The 18922-nt window shown below is 63.5% G+C and carries 18 protein-coding genes; 3 read left to right on the forward strand and 15 right to left on the reverse strand.

Features of this window, described 5'->3' with window-relative positions; genetic code table 11:
* Positions 1-61 precede the first annotated feature (61 nt).
* Together gcvPA and gcvPB are read left to right on the forward strand one after the other, a co-directional pair.
* Entirely contained in the window at positions 62-1405 is a 1344-nt protein-coding gene (gene gcvPA / locus ACFE8X_RS01960) for an aminomethyl-transferring glycine dehydrogenase subunit GcvPA (RefSeq protein WP_375449748.1), read from the forward strand.
* Positions 1402-2949 (forward strand): aminomethyl-transferring glycine dehydrogenase subunit GcvPB, encoded by a 1548-nt coding sequence (gcvPB, locus tag ACFE8X_RS01965; RefSeq protein WP_375449749.1) that lies wholly within the window; start codon positions 1402-1404, stop codon positions 2947-2949. Before gcvPA ends, gcvPB begins: the two co-directional genes overlap by 4 nt.
* 57 nt (positions 2950-3006) lie before the next feature.
* Here gcvPB and ACFE8X_RS01970 read toward each other — a convergent pair whose 3' ends face one another.
* The 3 genes from ACFE8X_RS01970 to ACFE8X_RS01980 form a co-directional block, all read right to left on the reverse strand.
* Positions 3007-3609 (reverse strand): hypothetical protein, encoded by a 603-nt coding sequence (locus tag ACFE8X_RS01970; protein ID WP_375449750.1) that lies wholly within the window; start codon positions 3607-3609, stop codon positions 3007-3009.
* 23 nt (positions 3610-3632) lie between these two features.
* The gene (locus tag ACFE8X_RS01975) at positions 3633-4130 is read right to left on the reverse strand and encodes a peroxiredoxin (protein ID WP_375449751.1); all 498 of its coding nucleotides are present in this window, start codon (positions 4128-4130) and stop codon (positions 3633-3635) included.
* A gap of 89 nt (positions 4131-4219) precedes the next feature.
* Positions 4220-5026 carry a protein-disulfide reductase DsbD domain-containing protein gene (locus ACFE8X_RS01980; RefSeq protein ID WP_375449752.1) on the reverse strand — a complete coding sequence of 269 codons (807 nt, stop codon included), beginning with the start codon at positions 5024-5026 and terminating at the stop codon, positions 4220-4222.
* A gap of 129 nt (positions 5027-5155) precedes the next feature.
* On the opposite strand from ACFE8X_RS01980, the gene ACFE8X_RS01985 reads away from it, so the two are divergent.
* The gene (locus ACFE8X_RS01985) at positions 5156-5731 is read left to right on the forward strand and encodes a YqgE/AlgH family protein (protein ID WP_375449753.1); all 576 of its coding nucleotides are present in this window, start codon (positions 5156-5158) and stop codon (positions 5729-5731) included.
* An 86-nt stretch (positions 5732-5817) separates the two neighbouring features.
* Here the strand turns inward: ACFE8X_RS01985 and ACFE8X_RS01990 are convergent, their stop codons facing one another.
* From ACFE8X_RS01990 to coxB, 12 genes are all read right to left on the reverse strand, one after another.
* Positions 5818-8685: an EAL domain-containing protein gene (locus tag ACFE8X_RS01990; protein ID WP_375449754.1), complete on the reverse strand. Its 2868-nt coding sequence runs from the start codon at positions 8683-8685 to the stop codon at positions 5818-5820.
* 217 nt (positions 8686-8902) lie between these two features.
* Positions 8903-9073, reverse strand: coding sequence for a hypothetical protein (locus ACFE8X_RS01995; protein WP_375449755.1), 171 nt, complete (start codon positions 9071-9073; stop codon positions 8903-8905).
* 174 nt (positions 9074-9247) lie between these two features.
* Positions 9248-9856 carry a GNAT family N-acetyltransferase gene (locus ACFE8X_RS02000; protein ID WP_375449865.1) on the reverse strand — a complete coding sequence of 203 codons (609 nt, stop codon included), beginning with the start codon at positions 9854-9856 and terminating at the stop codon, positions 9248-9250.
* A gap of 17 nt (positions 9857-9873) precedes the next feature.
* Positions 9874-11136, reverse strand: coding sequence for a M16 family metallopeptidase (locus ACFE8X_RS02005; protein WP_375449756.1), 1263 nt, complete (start codon positions 11134-11136; stop codon positions 9874-9876).
* A gap of 42 nt (positions 11137-11178) precedes the next feature.
* Positions 11179-12576 (reverse strand): threonine synthase, encoded by a 1398-nt coding sequence (gene thrC, locus ACFE8X_RS02010; RefSeq protein WP_375449757.1) that lies wholly within the window; start codon positions 12574-12576, stop codon positions 11179-11181.
* Positions 12577-12692: 116 nt separating this feature from the next.
* Positions 12693-13457 carry an SURF1 family protein gene (locus ACFE8X_RS02015; RefSeq protein WP_375449758.1) on the reverse strand — a complete coding sequence of 255 codons (765 nt, stop codon included), beginning with the start codon at positions 13455-13457 and terminating at the stop codon, positions 12693-12695.
* 69 nt (positions 13458-13526) lie between these two features.
* On the reverse strand, positions 13527-14375 hold the full coding sequence (locus ACFE8X_RS02020; protein WP_375449759.1) for a cytochrome c oxidase subunit 3: 849 nt from the start codon (positions 14373-14375) through the stop codon (positions 13527-13529).
* A gap of 2 nt (positions 14376-14377) precedes the next feature.
* The gene (locus ACFE8X_RS02025; RefSeq protein ID WP_375449760.1) at positions 14378-14941 is read right to left on the reverse strand and encodes a cytochrome c oxidase assembly protein; all 564 of its coding nucleotides are present in this window, start codon (positions 14939-14941) and stop codon (positions 14378-14380) included.
* Positions 14941-15123, reverse strand: coding sequence for a hypothetical protein (locus ACFE8X_RS02030; protein ID WP_375449761.1), 183 nt, complete (start codon positions 15121-15123; stop codon positions 14941-14943). The genes ACFE8X_RS02025 and ACFE8X_RS02030 overlap by 1 nt, the downstream gene beginning before the upstream one ends.
* Positions 15120-16055: a heme o synthase gene (cyoE, locus tag ACFE8X_RS02035; RefSeq protein ID WP_375449762.1), complete on the reverse strand. Its 936-nt coding sequence runs from the start codon at positions 16053-16055 to the stop codon at positions 15120-15122. The genes ACFE8X_RS02030 and cyoE overlap by 4 nt, the downstream gene beginning before the upstream one ends.
* 54 nt (positions 16056-16109) lie before the next feature.
* Positions 16110-17807: a cytochrome c oxidase subunit I gene (ctaD, locus tag ACFE8X_RS02040; RefSeq protein ID WP_375449763.1), complete on the reverse strand. Its 1698-nt coding sequence runs from the start codon at positions 17805-17807 to the stop codon at positions 16110-16112.
* A gap of 24 nt (positions 17808-17831) precedes the next feature.
* The gene (gene coxB / locus ACFE8X_RS02045; protein WP_375449764.1) at positions 17832-18782 is read right to left on the reverse strand and encodes a cytochrome c oxidase subunit II; all 951 of its coding nucleotides are present in this window, start codon (positions 18780-18782) and stop codon (positions 17832-17834) included.
* Between the last annotated feature and the right edge of the window lie 140 nt (positions 18783-18922).

Genomic DNA, 18922 nt, shown 5'->3' on the forward strand with positions numbered 1-18922 from the left:
CCAACAGACCCCTGCCCTTGTCACGAGGGAAAGCATGCTGGCCGCAACTGGAAACTCAACGATGCGCTACCTGCCCCATTCCGATGCCGAACGTGCCGAGATGCTCGGCGTCATCGGCGCGACCTCGATCGACGCGCTGTTCAGCGCCGTGCCACCGAAGGCGTTCAAGAATTTCGACCTGGACCTGCCCCGGCACAGCCCGGAATATCTGGTGGAAGCGCATATGCGGGCGCTGGCGGGCAAAAACCGGGCCGGTAGCGACGGGCCGTTCTTTGTCGGTGCGGGCGCCTATCGCCATCATATGCCGGCGACGGTCGATCACCTGATCCAACGTTCGGAATGGCTGACGGCCTATACGCCGTATCAGCCGGAAATTTCGCAGGGCACGCTGCAGATGCTGTTCGAGTTCCAGACCCAGGTCGCCAAGATTACCGGGATGGAGGTAGCGAACGCGTCGCTCTACGACGGCTCCACCGCTACTGCCGAGGCCGTGCTGATGGCGCGCCGCCTGACGCGGCGCAGCAAGATCGTGCTATCGGGCGGACTGCATCCGCATTATCGCGACGTGGTGAAATCCTATCTCAAGGACGATGTGGACCTGGTTTGCCTTGCGCCATCGCCCGAAGGACAGGGCGATATTCTGGCGCAGATCGATGATACCACTGCGGCCATCGTGATCCAGACGCCAGACTTTTATGGCCATCTGCACAATCTCAAGGCCGCCGCCGACGCCGCCCACGCCAAAGGCGCGTTGCTGGTCGTGGTGGTCACCGAGATCGTGTCGCTGGGTCTTCTCGAATCGCCCGGGGCCTATGGCGCCGATATCGTTGTCGCCGAGGGCCAGTCGATCGGCAATGCGCTCAATTTTGGCGGGCCCTATCTAGGGCTGATGGCAACGCGCAAGGATTTCATCCGGCAGATGCCGGGCCGGCTCTGCGGGGAGACCGTCGATGCCGACGGGCAGCGCGGCTTCGTTTTGACGCTGTCGACGCGCGAGCAACATATCCGCCGCGAGAAGGCGACCAGCAATATCTGCACCAATTCAGGGCTCTGCGCGCTCGCGTTCTCGATTCATATGGGGCTGTTGGGCGAGGCCGGTTTTACCAGGCTGGCGCGGCTCAATCATGCCTGCGCCTGTGCGCTCGCCGATGCCTTGGACGCCGTTGTCGGCGTCGAATTGCTCAATCAAAGCTTTTTCAATGAAGTGACCATCCGCGTGACGATGCCGGCGGCAGCTTTGGTGGAAACGCTTGCTGCGCGAGGCATTCTGGCCGGCGTACCGGTCAGCCGGCTGGAGGCGGACAATCCCGCTGTCGCCAATCTGATCGTGCTGGCAGCAACCGAATTGACCACTGATGCGGATATTGCGGCGCTGGCGGCGGCGCTGAGCGAGGAACTGGCATGAGCTTGAACAATCAAGGCCGCCCCACCGGCACCGGCACGTCCGGGTTTGCCTCCACCTCGGGCTCCTCCATGCTGCCCAACGAGCCGCTGCTGTTCGAGATCGGCGACACCGAGCATTCCGGCGTCGATTTGCCGGACGCAGAAATTTCCACGGACCGCCTCGGCGGTTTCGAGCGCAAGAGCCCGCTCGATCTGGCCGGGCTGACCGAGCCCGAAGCTATGCGGCATTATGTGCGCCTGTCCCGCCTCAACCATTCGATCGACAGCGGCATGTATCCGCTGGGGTCCTGCACGATGAAGCATAATCCGCGGCTGAACGAAAAGATGGCGCGCCTGCCCGGCTTTGCCGATATCCATCCGCTACAGCCGGTCTCGACCGTGCAAGGCGCGCTGGAGCTGATGGACCAGTTGTCGCACTGGCTGATGACGCTGACCAATACCGCCGCCGTGGCGCTGACGCCCAAGGCCGGCGCGCATGGCGAATTGCTGGGTATGATGGCAATCAAGGCGGCGCAGGATGCGGCCGGGCAGACCCAACGCACCGTGGTGCTGGTGCCCGAAAGCGCCCATGGCACCAATCCGGCCACCGCTGCGTTTCTGGGTTATACCGTCAAGCCGATTCCGGCGCGCGACGATGGTACGGTGGATGTGCAGGCCGTCAAGGCTGCGCTGTCGCCCGAAGTGGCGGCGATCATGCTGACCAATCCCAACACTTGCGGGTTGTTCGAGCCGCAAGTCATCGAGATTGCCCAGGCGGTGCATGATGCCGGGGCGTTTTTCTACTGCGACGGGGCCAATTTCAACGCCATCATGGGCGTGGTGCGGCCGGGCGATCTGGGCATCGACGCCATGCATATCAATCTGCACAAGACCTTCTCGACGCCGCATGGCGGCGGGGGTCCGGGGGCGGGTCCGGTGGTGCTGTCGGCGGCGCTGGCGCCGTTCGCTCCAGTGCCCTTCGTGCGCCAGCATGCCGGAGTTCTTCAACTGGTCGAGCACGCCGAGAGTGACGCTTTGGGCCGCATCACCGCGTTTCAGGGCCAGATGGGCATGTATGTGCGCGCGCTGACCTATATGCTCAGCCATGGCGGCGACGGGCTGGCGCAGGCGGCGCAAGACGCGGTGCTCAATGCCAACTACATCAAGGCGCGCCTCGCCCATGCGTTCTCCGTGCCGTTCGGCGCTTATCCAACCATGCACGAGGCCTTGTTCGACGACAGCTTCCTGGCGGGTACGGGCGTCACGACCCTCGACTTCGCGAAGGCGCTGATCGACGAGGGCTTTCACCCCATGACCATGTATTTCCCGCTGGTGGTGCATGGCGCGATGCTGATCGAGCCGACCGAGAGCGAGAGCAAGCAGACGCTCGACCGGTTCTGCGATGTCATGGAAGAGCTGGCCGCCGATGCCAAGGCCGGGAACACCGTCCGCTTCACCGCCGCACCAATGAAGGCACCGCGTCGCCGGCTGGACGAAACGCGGGCGGCGCGGTCTCCCATTCTGCGCTGGGACCGTCCGGAGCCATTGCCGCAGGCGGCGGAGTAAAACCCAACACTGCCACCTGACCTTCTCCTGGTAAGGCGGTCAGGTGGCGTTAGAACCCTACCGACCCGTGTCGAACCCGACCCAGATCTTGATGTCCTCGCCGCCCAGATAGGGGATGGCGACGTTCTGCACCACCTTGACGAAGCCAGCGGACTGAGCGGGCGGGCTGATGGCAACGGGGATGGAATATTTTTCCGAGAAAATCGCCTGCCCGTCGCGCTCGACGGCGAAGCGAACCGGCACGGTGACCGAGCTCTGGCTGCCGGTCGGTCCCAGGAGTACGCGCCCCTCGACGCCCATCTGCACAGTGATCAGGCCGTTGGAGACGATGCAATTGCGTGTGCTTTTGTCAATGACGCCCTGGTATTGCAGCGCCCGCGGGTCGCCGGTGCGGCCATTGCCATAATAGAACATGGCCTCGCTGCCGGGCCGCACCCGGATCGGGGGGCATTCGGTGGCGATGGCCGGCAGTGCATTGGTCTGCGCCTGGGCCATTGCTGCCGGATTGGGGCTGGTATTGGCCAGATTGGCGTCTGCTGCGGGGGCACCGCCGCCAAACATGCCGCCCATGCTGCAACCGGCCAGCAGTGCCGTGAGAAGGCCGGTCCCGGCGAAAACCAGGCTGCGACGGGCGAGCGTGGCAATGGGAGCGTGATGCATGAAATCGTCTCCTGACGCGGACACTAGGTGTTATTGGCCGTTTCGAGAGCCATGAGGATGGCAGGAGCGCCACTGCCCGAAACGCCGGGCGCGTCCTCCACAAAAACGCTGTCGACGATGCCGTCGCGGATGATCATGGCCGAGCGCGCGAAGCGCGTGCCCATGCCGCCGCCGCTGAAATCCTTGTCAAGACCCAGCGCCTTGGCCAGTTCGCCATTGCCGTCGGCGATGAAATCGATCTTGCCCAACGCGCCCGATGCTTCCGCCCAGGCCTTCATGACATGGGCATCGTTGACCGAGGCGCAGACTATGCGGGTTACCCCGGCCGCACGCAGCTTAGCCTCGTTGGCGATAAAACCCGGAAGATGATTGACATGGCAGGTGGGCGTAAAGGCGCCGGGAACGGAAAAGAACACCACGAGCCCGCCTCCGAGCACGGCGTCGCTGGTGCTGTCGGTGGTGCCGTCGGCATCCACGAGTTTGACCGGGACCGAGGGAACCGGATTGCCGCGTTCGATCATAGACAGATTGCCCCCAAATGCCGCCGGCGTCTGCCACCATCGGCTCAGCTTTAGTGATTTGACCGGCTACAGGGTCCTGCTCGGATCGTCTAGTCGGTGGCCTGGACAGACCGGTTTACGACGTATGCTCCCATACCAGTGGTGAATGTGAGCTGAATGAGCTGGCTTTCCAAGTCAATTTCGTGGCTTTTGCTTAAAACCGGAATGAGCACTAGGTCGGGTTCGGGACTTTTTTGGGGCAAGCCGAACAGCGGCTCGCCATCTTCGGTCGCGGCAATCAAGGAGGCCGGATCGATATCGGGGTCGGTCAGCTGCACCGAAAGGAGCCGGTCGGCGGCATCGTAGCGCACCGCGCCGATGGGCTGGCGCGCATTGTCCCAGGCGATGGGCACCATGGCCGCGGCCTGGCGGATGCGCACGCCATTGGGCATGTCCTTGGCACCATCGATCGGCAGGCTGAAACGCGCCTGCGCCGGAATGCAGATGTCCGAACAGATCCCCATGACAACCGAGACTTCGGCCTGCCCCGCGGGCGCATCAAGGGTCAGCTCGACCGGCAGCACGGTGGGGCCCAGATAGACATAATCGAGATAACCGCCAGCCTCGATGCGCTGTGGATAGGGCCACAGGATGCGATGGGCGGTGATGCCGGTGGAGCCGGCAAAATCCAGTTCGGTCACGAGGCCGGTTTCCCCAGGCACGCGCCAATAGGTTCTGGTATCGGCGGGCATGTCCACTTCCACCCCGACCAGGGTGGTGCCGTCGGCCTTGATCTGGCCGGTGCTGACAAGGCGCATGGCGACGCCGGGCGCAACGGTCTGCCACGGCGTTTCGGCCGCGGCAAGCGGGGTTGCGAGAAGGACAAGCAGGCCGAGTAAAAAAGGGGCATGACGCATGGGAAGATGCTGTAACCCAGGTTAGCGGCGCGGCATAGCACCTGATGTTCATCGCTTCGTGAAGGCTGGAATGCGGGCATGGCGTTGCCTCGTCTTGGCAGTACAGCCGGCAGGCTTTAGAGTGAGACCATGAACTCCCTTGAAGGACAATTCCTGGTCGCCATGCCGGACATGGCCGATGAACGCTTTGCCGAAAGCGTGATTTTTCTCGTCGGGCACAGCGATGATGGCGCCATGGGGCTGGTGGTCAATCACGAACTGGAAGACCTGCGCTTTTCCGATATCCTGGACGAGCTCGACCTGGGCGATCCGGACATGGTGATCCGCCTGCCCGATGCCATTCGCGAACGGGCGGTGATGCGGGGCGGTCCGGTCGAGCGGGGCCGCGGCTTCGTGCTGCATTCAGCCGATTTTTCCAGCGGCAATACCTATGCGGTCGCCAACGAAATCTGCCTGACGGCGACGCTGGAAGTGCTCAAGGCCATGGCGTTCGGGCCCGCACCCAAGGCGGCGCTGTTCGCCTTGGGTTGCTGTGGCTGGGGTCCGGGACAATTGGAAGGCGAAATCGGGCGTAATGGCTGGCTGACCGTGCCGTTCTCGCGCCAACTGCTGTTCGAGACTCCGGTGGACGAGCGCTACGAGGCGGCGCTGGGCATGCTGCGCATCACGCGGGCGACGCTGAGCCCGGACGCAGGGCATGCCTGAGGGCGCCTGCCCGACCGCTCACAACGCTACTCATATCCATCCAGAAACGGCGTCAATCGCGCGTTCGCGGACAGGATGGCGCGATCTCAAGCCGGAACGCGCGCGACCTGGGCCATCAGCTGCTTGCCGAATTCGGGGGCGGTCATGGCGGCGCCGAAAGCAAAGCCCTGCCCGAACCGGCAGTTGAACTGGCGCAGGCGCTCGACTTCCCCGGGGGTTTCCACGCCCTCGGCGATCACCGTGATGTCCAGATCGTTGGCGAGCGCGACGATGGCGCGGATGATCGGGCCCTGGGTGTGACCGATGCCGCTATTGTCGCCGATCTTGACGAAATCGGCCGGGATCTTGATGGTGTCGAACGGGAAGCGGTGCAGATAGCTCAGCGAGGAATGGCCGGTGCCGAAATCATCGAGCGCCAGGCCCAGGCCCATGCCGCGCAGCGCTTCGAGCATGAAGGCGGAGTGTTCGGGATTGGTCATCACCTGCGACTCGGTCAATTCGAGCTTGATGCGGCTGGCAATGCCGGCGTTCTGCGCCACCACCGAGCGGATATCGTTGAGCAGGGTCGGCGCCGCTAGCTGGCCGGGCGACAGATTGACTGAAACGAAAAATTCTTCGGGCAGGCCGGGGATCGACGTCATCCAGTCGCGCGTCTGGTAGGCGGCCTGCTCGAAGGCGATGCGGCCCAGCCGCTCGATCTGGCCGGAGCGTTCGGCCAGGGTGATGAATTCGGATGGCGCCACGATGCCGCGCGTCGGATGCAACCAGCGCATCAGCGCTTCGGCGCCGGCGATGCGGCCCGAAACGATGTCCATGATGGGCTGGAACTGTACCTGCAATTCGCCCTGCTTCATGCCGCGCTCGAGGTCTTCCTCACTGGCGCGGTTGTAAGCCGAAATCGAGCGGGCGGAGGCGCGATAGGCCTCGATGCGGTCCCCACCCAGGCGCTTGGCATAGTACATCGCCAGTTCGGCATCGCGCAGCACGTCGGCCGCCGAGGCGGGATTGCTGTCATAGATAGTAACGCCGATGGAGGCCGATAGCGTCAGGTCGCGGTCGCCGAAATTGAATGGCGCCTTAAGCGCCTTGCGGATCTGCTCGGCGGTTTCGGCAATCTTGCCCGCGGCCTGTTCGGAGGACAGGATGACCGCGAACTGGTCACCGGCGATGCGCGCCACGGTATCGAGCGGACGCATGATGCGGGCAATGCGGCGCGAGACGGCCAGCAGCACCGAATCGGCAGCGGAATGGCCGATGCGCTCCTCGAGATCCATGAAGCGGTCGATATCGATCAGGAATACCGCCGGCTTGGTGCCACCAGGCGTGCGGGCGCGCACCAAGGCGCGCTCCAGCCGGTCAAGCAGCAATTGCCGGTTGGGCAGGCCCGTCAGGCTGTCATGGACCGCATCATGGAGCAGGCGCTCGCGCGCGGCGCGGTCCTCGGTCACGTCCTGCAGCGTGCCGACGATACGGTTGACCTGGCCATCGCCGCCCAGCACCGGCTTGACCCGCATGCGGAACGAACGGTAGCTGCCGTCGTGCCCGGCAATGCGCATATCGGCGGACACCTTGCCGCGGCGCAGTTCGACCAGGGTGTCGAAGGCAGTACGGAAACGGTCGCGGTCATCGGGATGGACGCGGTCAAGCCAGCGCTTGATGGCGCCGCGCAGGGCCCCGCGCCGCTCGCCCAGGCGCGTGGACAGCTCGTCGCTGACCGAAACGCGGTCGCGCTCGATGTTCCAATCGAAGACGAAATCGCCGGAGCCGGTCAGGGCCAAAGCGCGACGCTCGACCTCCGAGAGCGTCCCGATGGACACCTGCCCCTCGGAAAAGGCGTGTTGCACCGCCGTGAACCCCAGCAGCATGACCAGCAGCACCAGGCCGCCCGCTACCGCCGGCTGGGCAATATCGTTGGACACCTGTCCGGTAATGACCAGCCAGCCATAGAACAGCCAGGCGATTAGGATGATCCAGGTGGGCACCAGCAGCACGGCTCGGTCATAGCCACGCAGCGCCAGCAACAGGATCAGGAAAAAGCCGGACACGCCGAGCAGGGCCAGCACCAGGCGGGCAATGGTGGCGGCAATGGCGGGCTGGAAAAAGGCGAAGGCGAACAGCGCCAGGAACAGGGCTGCCAGCCCAAGTGCGAGGTGGATGAAGCGCAGGTGCCAGCGATGCAGATTCAGATAGATGAACAAGAATCCCGCCAGTGCGGTGGCGATGCTGGCCTCGGAGGCAGCGCGCAACGGCTGCATGCCGCCGCTGGACAAGCCCAGCAGACGCCCCAGAACGCCGAAATCGATCAACAGGTAGATCAGCACCGACCAGGCGAAGGCTGCCGTGGCCGGAAAGACGCCGCGGCCCTTGACCACGAACATGATGGTGAGAAAGACCGCCGCCAGCGAAGCGACGCCAAGCACCACGCCACGAAACAGGGTGAAGGAATTGATGTAGTCGCGATAGGCGTTGGGTTGCCACAGGTACAATTCGGGCAATTGGCCGGACGAGAGCTCGGCCACGAAGGTGACGGTGGCACCCGGATCGAGCGTGACCTCGAACACGTCGGCTTCGGGATCGGCCAGCCGCACCGGGCGGATGCCCGCGCTGGGGGTCAGCGCGTCGAGCCGGTCGTCGCCCAGATCAGGGCTGAAGACGCCCGATCCGGGCAGGCGGAAAAACGGCGCCACGAGGAGGCGTTCGATCTGCTGGTCGCCTTCATTGCGCAGGGCGAACAATGCCCAATCGGGATTGGTGCCCTGCTCGCTGGCCAGCACTTCGATGCGGCGGATGATGCCGTCTTCGCCGGGGGCGGTGGAGAGCTGGATGCGCCCGTCGGCGCCCGGCAAAACCTCGACCACTTCGGACAGGTTGACGGCGTTGACGTCTTCGGGGACAGAAATCACTTCGAACGCGGCGGCGGGAGCGAGGGCTGCCAAGGCGAATACAAGCCACATCGCGAGTGCTAAAAGGTGACGCATCGGAGGCGAGTATATCCTGGGCTGGGCTTCAATGTGGCAGTGAACGGCGCCCGACTCGTTGGCGTCGTGACCGGAGTGGCGTCCGCTTGAGGGGAGCGCCCTTTGGTAGCGGGGATTGACCCATGCGACAAGCATCAGCCTCTGTTGCCGTTTGGCAACAGAGGCTGATGGCAGAGCGGCGATGCAGCGCCGGTTATAGCGCCAGTGCGATGGCGACGGCGGACGCGACGATGACAGGAATGACGACGATCGCCAGGATCAGCAAGGCGCCCTTGTCCCAGTCGCGGTTGCGCGCGGGGGCGATCGGGGCGGGGATCACCCGGTGGGTCAGATGGTTATGGGACGTTGCAAAAAGTGAAGACATCGAAGGGCCGGGCCTGCGCCAATTGAAGATGTGGCGAATATCTGCCGCGACAGGATGATCGGCAATTGGAGATGTCATAAGCGTAGCGGCGGGCAAAAGCGCGCTTTGGCGCTGTATTCGGGCTTTTTTCGGAACGGCCAGGGATAAGAAAAGCATAAATTCGAAACTTCGGGCTCAGGCTTTGCGCCCGTGGCGGCGCAGTTCGTAGCGCTCGCGCGTCAGCCCGAACAGGACGTGGTCCTCCCAGCGGCCATCGATTTGCAGATAGCCGGCGGCGAAGCCTTCCTCGATGAAGCCGTTTTTTTCAAGGACGCGGCGCGACGCGATATTGCCGGGCAGGAAGGCGGCATGGATGCGGTGCAGATCGCAGCTTTCGAACACGAAGGGCAGCGTCAGTGCCACGGCCTTGGTCATCAGCCCCTGCCCCGCGAACTGCTGGCCCATCCAATAGCCCAGATTGACGAACTGGGCGGCACGGCGACGGATATTGGACAGGGTTACGCCGCCTACCAGCGTTTCGCTGCCGTTGGCTAGATTGAAAATGAGAAACGAATAGTCGGTGCCGTCCTCGGCTTCCTGGCGCGCCCGCTTGACGCGGGTGGCGAACACGGAGTGGGCCAGATCAGCCTCGGTCCAGCGCGGCTCGAACGGCTTGAGGAATGGCCGGCTGGCTTTGCGCAACCCGGACCAGGCCGGGTAGTCGCCGATCTGGGGCAGCCGCAGCAACAGGTCCGGGCTGCGCAGGGCGATGAGTTGGGCGGGCGACGACCAGGGCCACAGCATCGGCACCGCAATGCCCCTTATCGCTTGAGCAGGGTGCCGACGGCTTCGAGGTCGGGCAGCGCCGCGATGGGGCCGATACCCGCCAGGGTGGGCGTGCCGGAGAGGAAAATCTGTTCGGCTACGTCCTTGACCCGCTGGGTGGTGATGCGGTTGATGCGCTCGACCGTTTCGGCCATGGGAATTGGACGTCCCCACAAGATTTGCTGGCGCGCCAATTGGCCGGCGCGGGCGGATGGGCTTTCCAGCGACATCAACAGCCCGGCGCGGATCTGGTTGCGAACGCGGACCACTTCTTCGTCGGTGATGGTCTGGGTGGCGCGACGCAGCTCGTCGATGACGACGGGGACCAGATCGCCGACCTCGTCCTCGCCGGTAGCGGCGGCAACGCCGAAGACGCCGCTATCGGCAAAAGCCCAATGGAACGCATAGACCGAATAGCATAGGCCGCGCTTTTCGCGCACTTCCTGAAACAGGCGCGAGCTCATGCCGCCGCCCAATATCGAGGCCAGGACCTGGGCGGCGTAAAAGCCATCCGAATTGTAGGCGCGTCCCTCAAAGCCCACCACGATATGGGCCTGTTCGTGGTCCGACACCAGCCGCTCCTCGCCGCCCTTGTAGTCGGCGCTTTGCGGGGCCGGAGCGCCCTGTGGCTTCAGTTCGGCAAAGCGCTGTTCGGCAACGCGGACCAGCTTATCGTGATCGACATTGCCGGCGGCCGCCATGACCATGTGATCGCCGACATAATTGCGATTCATGTACTTGCGGATCACTTCGGGCTTGAACTCGCGCACCGATTCCACGGTGCCCAGAATGGTGCGGCCGATCGGCTGCTCGGGAAAGGCGGCGGCCTGGAACAGGTCGAACACGTGATCGTCGGGATTATCGCGCGCCGCGCCGATTTCCTGGACGATCACCTGCTGCTCGCGCTCGAGCTCTTTCTCGTCGAACAGCGAGTTCTGCAGGATATCGGACAAGATATCGGCGGCGAGCACCACGTCCTCTTTCAGCACGCGGGCGAAATAGCCGGTATGCTCGATGGACGTCGCGGCATTGAGATCGCCCCCGACATCCTCGATGGCCTCGGCGATCTGCAAAGCGGAGCGCGACGTCGTGCCCTTGAAGGCCATGTGTTCGAGCAGGTGGGAAATGCCGTGTTCGGCCTTGCGTTCGCTGCGGGCGCCGGCCTTGACCCAGACGCCCAGGGAGGCGCTTTCGAGATGGGGCATGTCGTCGGTGACCACGACCATGCCATTGTCCAGGGTTGTCGATTGTAGGCTCACGCAATCCTCCCGGCGGTGCGATCAGCGACCGCGCCGTACCTTTTACTGTGCAGCACGCGTTCGCGCCCTGATGAAATCCTCGATCGCGGACTGCTCGTTGGCCAGAACGCTCAGGCGCTCGGGACGCTCGTGCAGATCGGCGAGCCAGGCGGGCAATTCGGGCGCCACGCCGCTGGCACCCAGCACCGCATCGGCGAATTTGGCCGGATGGGCGGTCGCCAGGGTGATCATGGGAATGGCGGACTGGCGCAGGGCTTTCGCTACATGCACACCGACGGCGGTGTGCGGATCGAGCAGATAGGCGGCGTTTTTCCAGACTTGGGCAATCGTCGCCCGTGTTTCGGCCTCCCCGGTCGTGCCGGCGCTGAATTCGGCCCGGATGGCGGCCAGCGCCCCCTCGGGCACGGCAAAGCCGCCGGACTGCTTGAGGCTCGCCATCATGGCGTTGAGCGCGGAGGCATCTCGCCCCGTCGCGTCGAACAGCAGCCGCTCGAAATTGGAGGAAATTTGGATATCCATGGATGGGCTGATGGTGGGCTCGACCCCGTCCATCTGGTAATGGCCGGTGTCCATGGTGCGGGCCAGGATGTCGTTCGCATTGGTCGCGATGACCAGCCGGTCGATGGGCAGGCCCATGCGCCTGGCGGCGTAGCCGGCAAAGATGTCGCCAAAATTGCCGGTCGGCACGGTAAAGCTCACCAGGCGCCCAGGACTTCCCAGGGAGGCTGCGGCGGTAAAGTAATAAACGATCTGCGCGACGATGCGGCCCCAATTGATGGAATTGACGCCCGACAGGCGCACGGCGTCGCGGAACGGATGATCGTTGAACAGAGCTTTGACCAGATCCTGACAATCGTCGAACGTGCCGTCGAGCGCGATATTGTGCACGTTGGCGTCGAGCACCGTGGTCATTTGCAGGCGCTGGACGGGCGACGTGCGCCCCCGGGGATGCAGGATGAAGATATCGGTGGTGTCGCGGCCGCGGAAGGCCTCGATGGCGGCCGAGCCGGTATCGCCGGAGGTGGCGCCGACGATGGTGGCGCGCAGGCCGCGGCTGGTCAGGATATGGTCCATGATCCGGCTGAGGAACTGCATGGCGACGTCCTTGAACGCTAGCGTAGGGCCATGGAACAGCTCGAGCACGAAGTGGTTCGGTTCCAGCTCGACCAAAGGCGCGACCGAAGGGTGGCGGAAACCGGCATAGGCGTCATCGATGATCGATTTGAGTTTTGCCGGAGCGATCTCGTCGCCGACAAAGCGCGAGATGATTGCGTAGGCGACATCGGCATAGGGCTGGCCGGCGAAACCGGCGATCTCGTTGGCGCCGATCTGCGGCCAGCTGTGCGGCACATAGAGCCCGCCATCGGCGGCAAGGCCAGCCAGGACGGCGTCGGAGAAGCCGAGCGCCGGCGCCTGGCCGCGCGTGGATACAAACTGCATTGAGGGGAAGAGCCCTTGAAGATTTGGTGCAACCTAGTCAAAGCGGGGGTGCGGCGCAACCTCTACGCTGTTCTGCCCCGCCCTCGAGGGAAGAAGGGCGCAGCCCGTAATCGGCGTCACACTTTCGTCCGCCGCTGTCGCCACAGCCAGAAGCCCAGCATGACCGGAGCAATGATGGCAAAGCCGAACCAGGTCAGGGCGTAGCCGAAATGATTGTTGGGGAATTCGACGACGGTTTCCCCACCCTGCGGCAAGGTGGCGCCCGGGCCGGCAGCCTGGTCGACATAGAACGGCGCGAAGGGCGCAAGCGCCGGATCGACCAGGTTTGCCAGGCGCGCCGGATCGCGCACCCATTCGATGCGGTTGGAGGTATCGGCCTCGGGCACGAACCAGCCGGCATGCTCGGCGGGCCGCAACAGGCCGGTAATCGTCACCCGGCCTTGTGGGCCACCCGGATCGTTGAGGGCAGCCTCTTGCAGGTTTTCAGGCACGAAACCGCGGTTGACGAATACGGTGCCGCCCCCAGCCAGCACGAAGGGGGTGACCACCCAGTAGCCGGGTCCGGATGCAGGGCCCCTGGCATCCACAAGGCTGGTGAACACGGTGACGGCCTGGTCGTGCCTGAAGGTGCCGGTCAGGCTGACCGGGGCAAAATTGAGCAGATCAAGGTCCAGCCCAGTCCATTGCGCTTGGGGGGGCAGCGGCACGGGTGGCAGATGCAGGCGCTCGGCAACGGCGGCGATCAGGGCTTCCTTTTCGGCAAGCCGCTGCAGTTGCCACATGCCAAGGAACACGCATGCCACCGTGAGCGCCAGCATCAGAGCGATGAAGCTCCAGCGCAGCGCAGCGCTCAATCGATGGGGCGGCGCAGGGCTGTCCATCCGTCGTGCCTTGGAAAAAAGTTAAGGGCGCAGACCATGCTGCGCCCTGTCAGAATCAACGACGTCAGGTCAACCGTGGCCGACCGCCACGCCCCAGCTGCCCCAAACATAGATGGATGCAAACAGGAATAGCCAGACCACGTCGACGAAGTGCCAGTACCAGGCGGCGAATTCGAAGCCGAGATGGCGCTCCGGCGTGAACTGGCCGCGCTCGGCTCGCACCAGGCAGATGGCCAGGAAGATGGTGCCGATAAACACGTGAAAGCCGTGGAAACCGGTCGCCATGAAGAAGGTGGCGCCGTACATGGTCGCACCGTCCCCGCCAAACAGGAACCCGGCCTCGGAATATTCCAGCATCTGCACGCAGGAGAACAAGAGGCCAAGGGCAATGGTCAGCACCAGGCCCCAGCGCAGACCCTTGCGATCGCCTTCCAGCAGGGCATGGTGGGCCCAGGTGACGGTGGTGCCCGAGGTCAGCAGGATCAGCGTGTTGAACAGCGGCAGGTGGAAGGGATCGAACAGTTCGACCCCTGTCGGTGGCCAGACGCCGGACGTCGCGGCGACACGGGCATATTGCTCGACGTCATCGAGGCGGAAGAAACCATCGAAATAGGCCCAGAACCAGGCCACGAAAAACATGACTTCGGAGGCGATGAACAGCATCATGCCGTAGCGATGATGCATCTGCACCACCGGGGTATGGTCGACCCCGTTATTGGCTTCCCTGACCACGTCGGACCACCAGGCGAACATGGTGTAGAGTACGCCGGCCAAGCCGATAAAGAACACCCAAGGCGTCCATTGGTGCATCCAGAAGACGCCGCCGATGGCCATGATCAGGGTCGCGACCGAGCCGACGAAGGGCCAGGGGCTGGGCTCGACCATGTGATAGTCGTGATTCTTGGTAATCGCGGCCATGTTCAGCCTCCCTCGTTGACTGGATAGAAGGTGTAGGAGAGCGTCAGCTCTTTTATGGTGTCGAGTTCAGCGTTCTGGTCAAGATCCGGATCGACAAAAAAGACGATCGGCATCTGCACGGTTTCACCCGGCTGCAGCGTCTGCTCGGTGAAGCAGAAACACTCGATCTTGTTGAAATAGTAGCCGGCGCGCTCGGGCGAGACGTTGAAGATGGCTTGGCCGGTCACCGGCTTGTCGGAGCGGTTGGTGGCGGTAAAATTGACTGTGTCGACGCGCCCGATATCGTCGGTGATCGGCTTGGACGGCACGATCGTCCAGGGCAGGCCGCTGGCCACATTGCTGTCGAAGCGCACGGTCATGGGCCGCGCGATGACGCCCTTGGGATTGTCGGCGGCGATCTGGGTGGTGCCGCCATAGCCGGTCGCCTCGCAGAACAACTGGTAAAGCGGCACCGAGGCATAGGCGAGCCCCACCATGGCGGCCACCACAGCCAGGCAGATCATGCCGACGCGCTGGTTGCGCCGCATCTGCGGGGTCACCGGCGGAAGGGTGGTCGCCCGCGCCATCAGAGCGCCCGATCGAACAGGGCCGGGCCCATCTTGATGATGGTCAGCACGTAAAAGGTTAGAGCAAACAACGCCAGCGCCAGCCCCAGCGCGATCGAGCGACGACGACGCACCTTGGCGCGTGCGGCCTCGATCTCGGGCGGGTAGACCACGACCTCGCGGATTTCATTGGGTGCGCTCATGCAACAACACTTCCGAAGCGCGCCAGCAGATTGTCGGTCAACAACGCGAAAAAGACGATGAACAGATAGCTCAGCGAATACGTGAACAGGGTGCGCGCCGCCTTGCGCATGGGTACGCCATCGGCGGAACGATAGAGCTTCCAGGCCAGATAGAGGAAGACCGCCCCGGTCAGGCCGGCGACGACGGCGTAAAGCAGGCCGGAAAATCCGAGCACGGCCGGCAATAGGCTCGAGCCGGCCAGCAGGACCGAATAGAGCAGGATTTGCAGCTTGGTCGATGCCTCGCCCCTGACGTTGGGCATCATGGGAATGCCGGCCGCGCCATAGTCGCTTTGCTTGTAGAGCGCCAGGGCCCAGAAATGGGGTGGCGTCCACAGAAAGATGATCAGGAACAGCGCCAGGCTTTCCAGCGTGATGGTGCCATTGACCGCGGCCCAGCCGATCATGGGCGGGAAAGCGCCGGCGGCGCCGCCGATGACGATGTTCTGCGGCGTCGAGCGCTTGAGCCACATGGTATAGAACACGGCATAGAACACGATGGTGAAGGCCAGGAACGCGCCGGCCACCCAATTGGTGGCGAGGCTGAGCAGCGTTACCGAAAACACGGACAGCACCAGGCCAAACACCAGGGCTTCCTGGCGCGAGATGCGGCCGGCCGGGATCGGGCGATTGGCGGTGCGGCTCATGACGGCGTCGATATCGGCATCGTACCACATGTTGAGTGCGCCCGAGGCGCCGGCGCCGATGGCGATGCAAAGCATGGCAATGACCGCGATAACGGGATTGATGGCGCCAGGCGCCACCAGCAGGCCGACAATGGCGGTGAACACCACCAGCGACATGACACGCGGCTTCAGCAGCGCGAAGTAATCTTCCACTCGCGCTTCACCCGCCAGGACGGGAATGCTGCCGCTATCGTCGATATATGCCACACGCCTTGCCTTGTTGGCCGGACCGCCAGGGGCGATCCGGGATGTCGATTGCGCCTAGTGCGCGTCGGTCGAGTCGAATTTGGGCAGTGTCGAGAACTGGTGGAACGGCGGCGGGGAGCTCAGCGTCCATTCCAGCGTCGTCGCGCCCTCGCCCCACGGGCTGTCGCCTGCCGGGCGCTTTTTCCGGAAGGCTTCCCAGGTGGCGTAGAAGAACAGCGCCATCGACAGGAAGGTGATGTAGTAGCCGATCGAGGACACGCGGTTCCACATGCCGAAGGCGTCGGGATAGTCGATATAACGGCGCGGCATGCCTGCAAGGCCTAGGAAATGCTGGGGGAAGAACACCAGGTTCACGCCGATGAACATGGACCAGAAGTGAATCTTGCCCAGCGTCTCGTTGTAGAGATAGCCGAACATCTTGGGGAACCAGTAGTACCAGCCGGCAAAGATCGAGAACACCGCGCCCAGCGACAGCACGTAGTGGAAATGGGCCACCACGTAATAGGTATCGTGCAGCACGCGGTCGGCACCGGCATTGGCCAGCACCACGCCGGTCACGCCACCGACGGTGAACAGGAAGATGAAGCCGATGGCCCACAGCATGGGGGTCTCGAAGCTGATGGAGCCGCCCCACATGGTGGCAATCCAGGAGAAGATCTTGACGCCCGTGGGCACCGCGATGACCATGGTGGCGGCCACGAAGTAGCGCTGCACGTCAAGGCTCAGGCCGGTCGTATACATGTGGTGGGCCCACACGACGAACCCCACGAAGCCGATGGCGACCATGGCATAGGCCATGGCGAGATAGCCGAAGACGGGTTTCTTGGAGAAGGTCGAGATGATGTGGCTGACGATGCCGAAGCCCGGCAGGATCATGATGTAGACTTCGGGATGGCCGAAGAACCAGAACAGGTGCTGGAACAGCACGGGATCGCCGCCCTGATCGGACTTGAAGAAGGCGGTGCCGAAATTGCGATCGGTCAGCAGCATGGTGATGCCGCCCGCCAGCACCGGCAGCGCTAAGAGCAGCAGGAATGCGGTGACCAGGATGGACCAGGCGAACAGCGGCATCTTGTGGATGGTCATGCCGGGTGCGCGCATGTTGAAGATCGTGGTGATGAGGTTGATCGCGCCCAGGATGGACGACACACCGGCCACATGGAGCGCCAGGATGGCGAAGTCCATGGCCGGGCCGGGCTGGCCGGTGGTGGACAAAGGCGGATAGATGGTCCAGCCGCCGCCGGTGCCGTAAAGGCCGGCCGGGCCTTCGAAGAACAGGGACATCAGCAAGAGGATGAATGCCGGCGGCAGGAGCCAGAAGGCGATGTTGTTGATGCGCGGGAACGCCGTGTCGGGCGCGCCGATCATCAGCGGCGCAAAATAATTGCCGAAGCCGCCCACGGTGGCGGGCATGACCATGAAGAAGATCATGATCAGCGCGTGCGCGGTGGTGAAAACGTTGTACATATGCTTGCCGGCGTCCAGCGCAGCGTCGCCTTCCAGGCCATAGGTCATGGCGGCCAGGCCGTGGAAAATCTGGATGCCCGGCTCCTGCAGCTCCATGCGCATGAAGCCCGACAGCAAGCCACCGATGATCCCCGCGACGATCGCGAAGACCAGGTACATCACGCCGATGTCCTTGTGGTTGGTGGAATAGACATAGCGACGCCAGCCGCTGGGCAGGTGATGCTCATGGGCGTCGGCACTGTCATGGCCGGTCGCGTGCGCTTCGAGATGAGTTGTATCGGCCATGGCTGAGGTCCCTAACCCTTGATCTTACTGCACTGCTGCGAGGGTGGCATTGGCGGTCGCGTAGTCGCCGCTGCTCTCGTAGCTGGCCATGAACGCGGCAAATTCGTCCTTGGTGACAACGCGCACCGCGATCGGCATGAAGGCATGGTTCTGCCCGCAGAGCTCGGAACACTGGCCATAAAAGATGCCGGTTTCACGCGCGTTGAACCAGGTTTCGTTGAGGCGGCCTGGCACCGCGTCGATCTTGATGCCGAACGAGGGCACGGCGAAGGCGTGGATCACGCCGGTGGGATCGGATGTGACCTGCATGCGCACGGTCGTGTCCACCGGCACCACCAATTCGTTGTCAACGGCGAGCAAGCGCGGCTGGTTCGGTTTGTTGGCCGTGCGGTCGGTCTCGTTGAACATCGAGGAGCTGAAGGACTGCGCCTGATCCACATATTCATAGTCCCAATACCATTGCTGGCCGGTCGCCTTGACCGTCAGGCCCGGGGCCGGGACATCGACCTCGCCGAACGAGAAAATATTGGAGCCCAGATATTTGCGTTCGCCGTCAGGGGTGGTCAACTGATCGGAGAGTACGCCGAAGGAGGGGATGGCGATGATGATCAACACGACGATCGGCAGCACGGTCCACAGGATTTCCACCAGCGTATTGTGCGTGGTCCGCGACGGGGTCGGATTGGCCTTGGCGTTGAAGCGAACGGCCACGACGACCAGCAGCACCAGCACCAGCAGCACGATCAGCGAAATGGTCCACATCAGGATGCCATCGTGGAACGTCACGATCGAGTCCATGATGGGGGTAACGGAGCGCTGCAGGTGGAATTGGCCCGGATTGGGATGGCCGGTCGGCTCGGGCGCCGCGTCCTGCGCATAGGCCAGCGCGGGGACACATGCCAGCGCGGTGGCGGCTACGGCTCCTAAACGCCTTTTGAACTGCCCGGTCACTGAAAACCCCCTATGGACTGCCATTATCATGCGGCGCCGGATTGAGGGGGGATGTGCGGCATAGCAAACGCCGCCCCGACTCAACTTCGGAGCGCTAAACTCGGCCTTGAGCTAAATCACATCGCATGCACCAAGTCCATTCTGCCAATCGGCTCCGGCATGCG

The sequence above is a fragment of the uncultured Devosia sp. genome (assembly GCF_964244875.1).
Classification (GTDB): Bacteria; Pseudomonadota; Alphaproteobacteria; order Rhizobiales; family Devosiaceae; genus Devosia.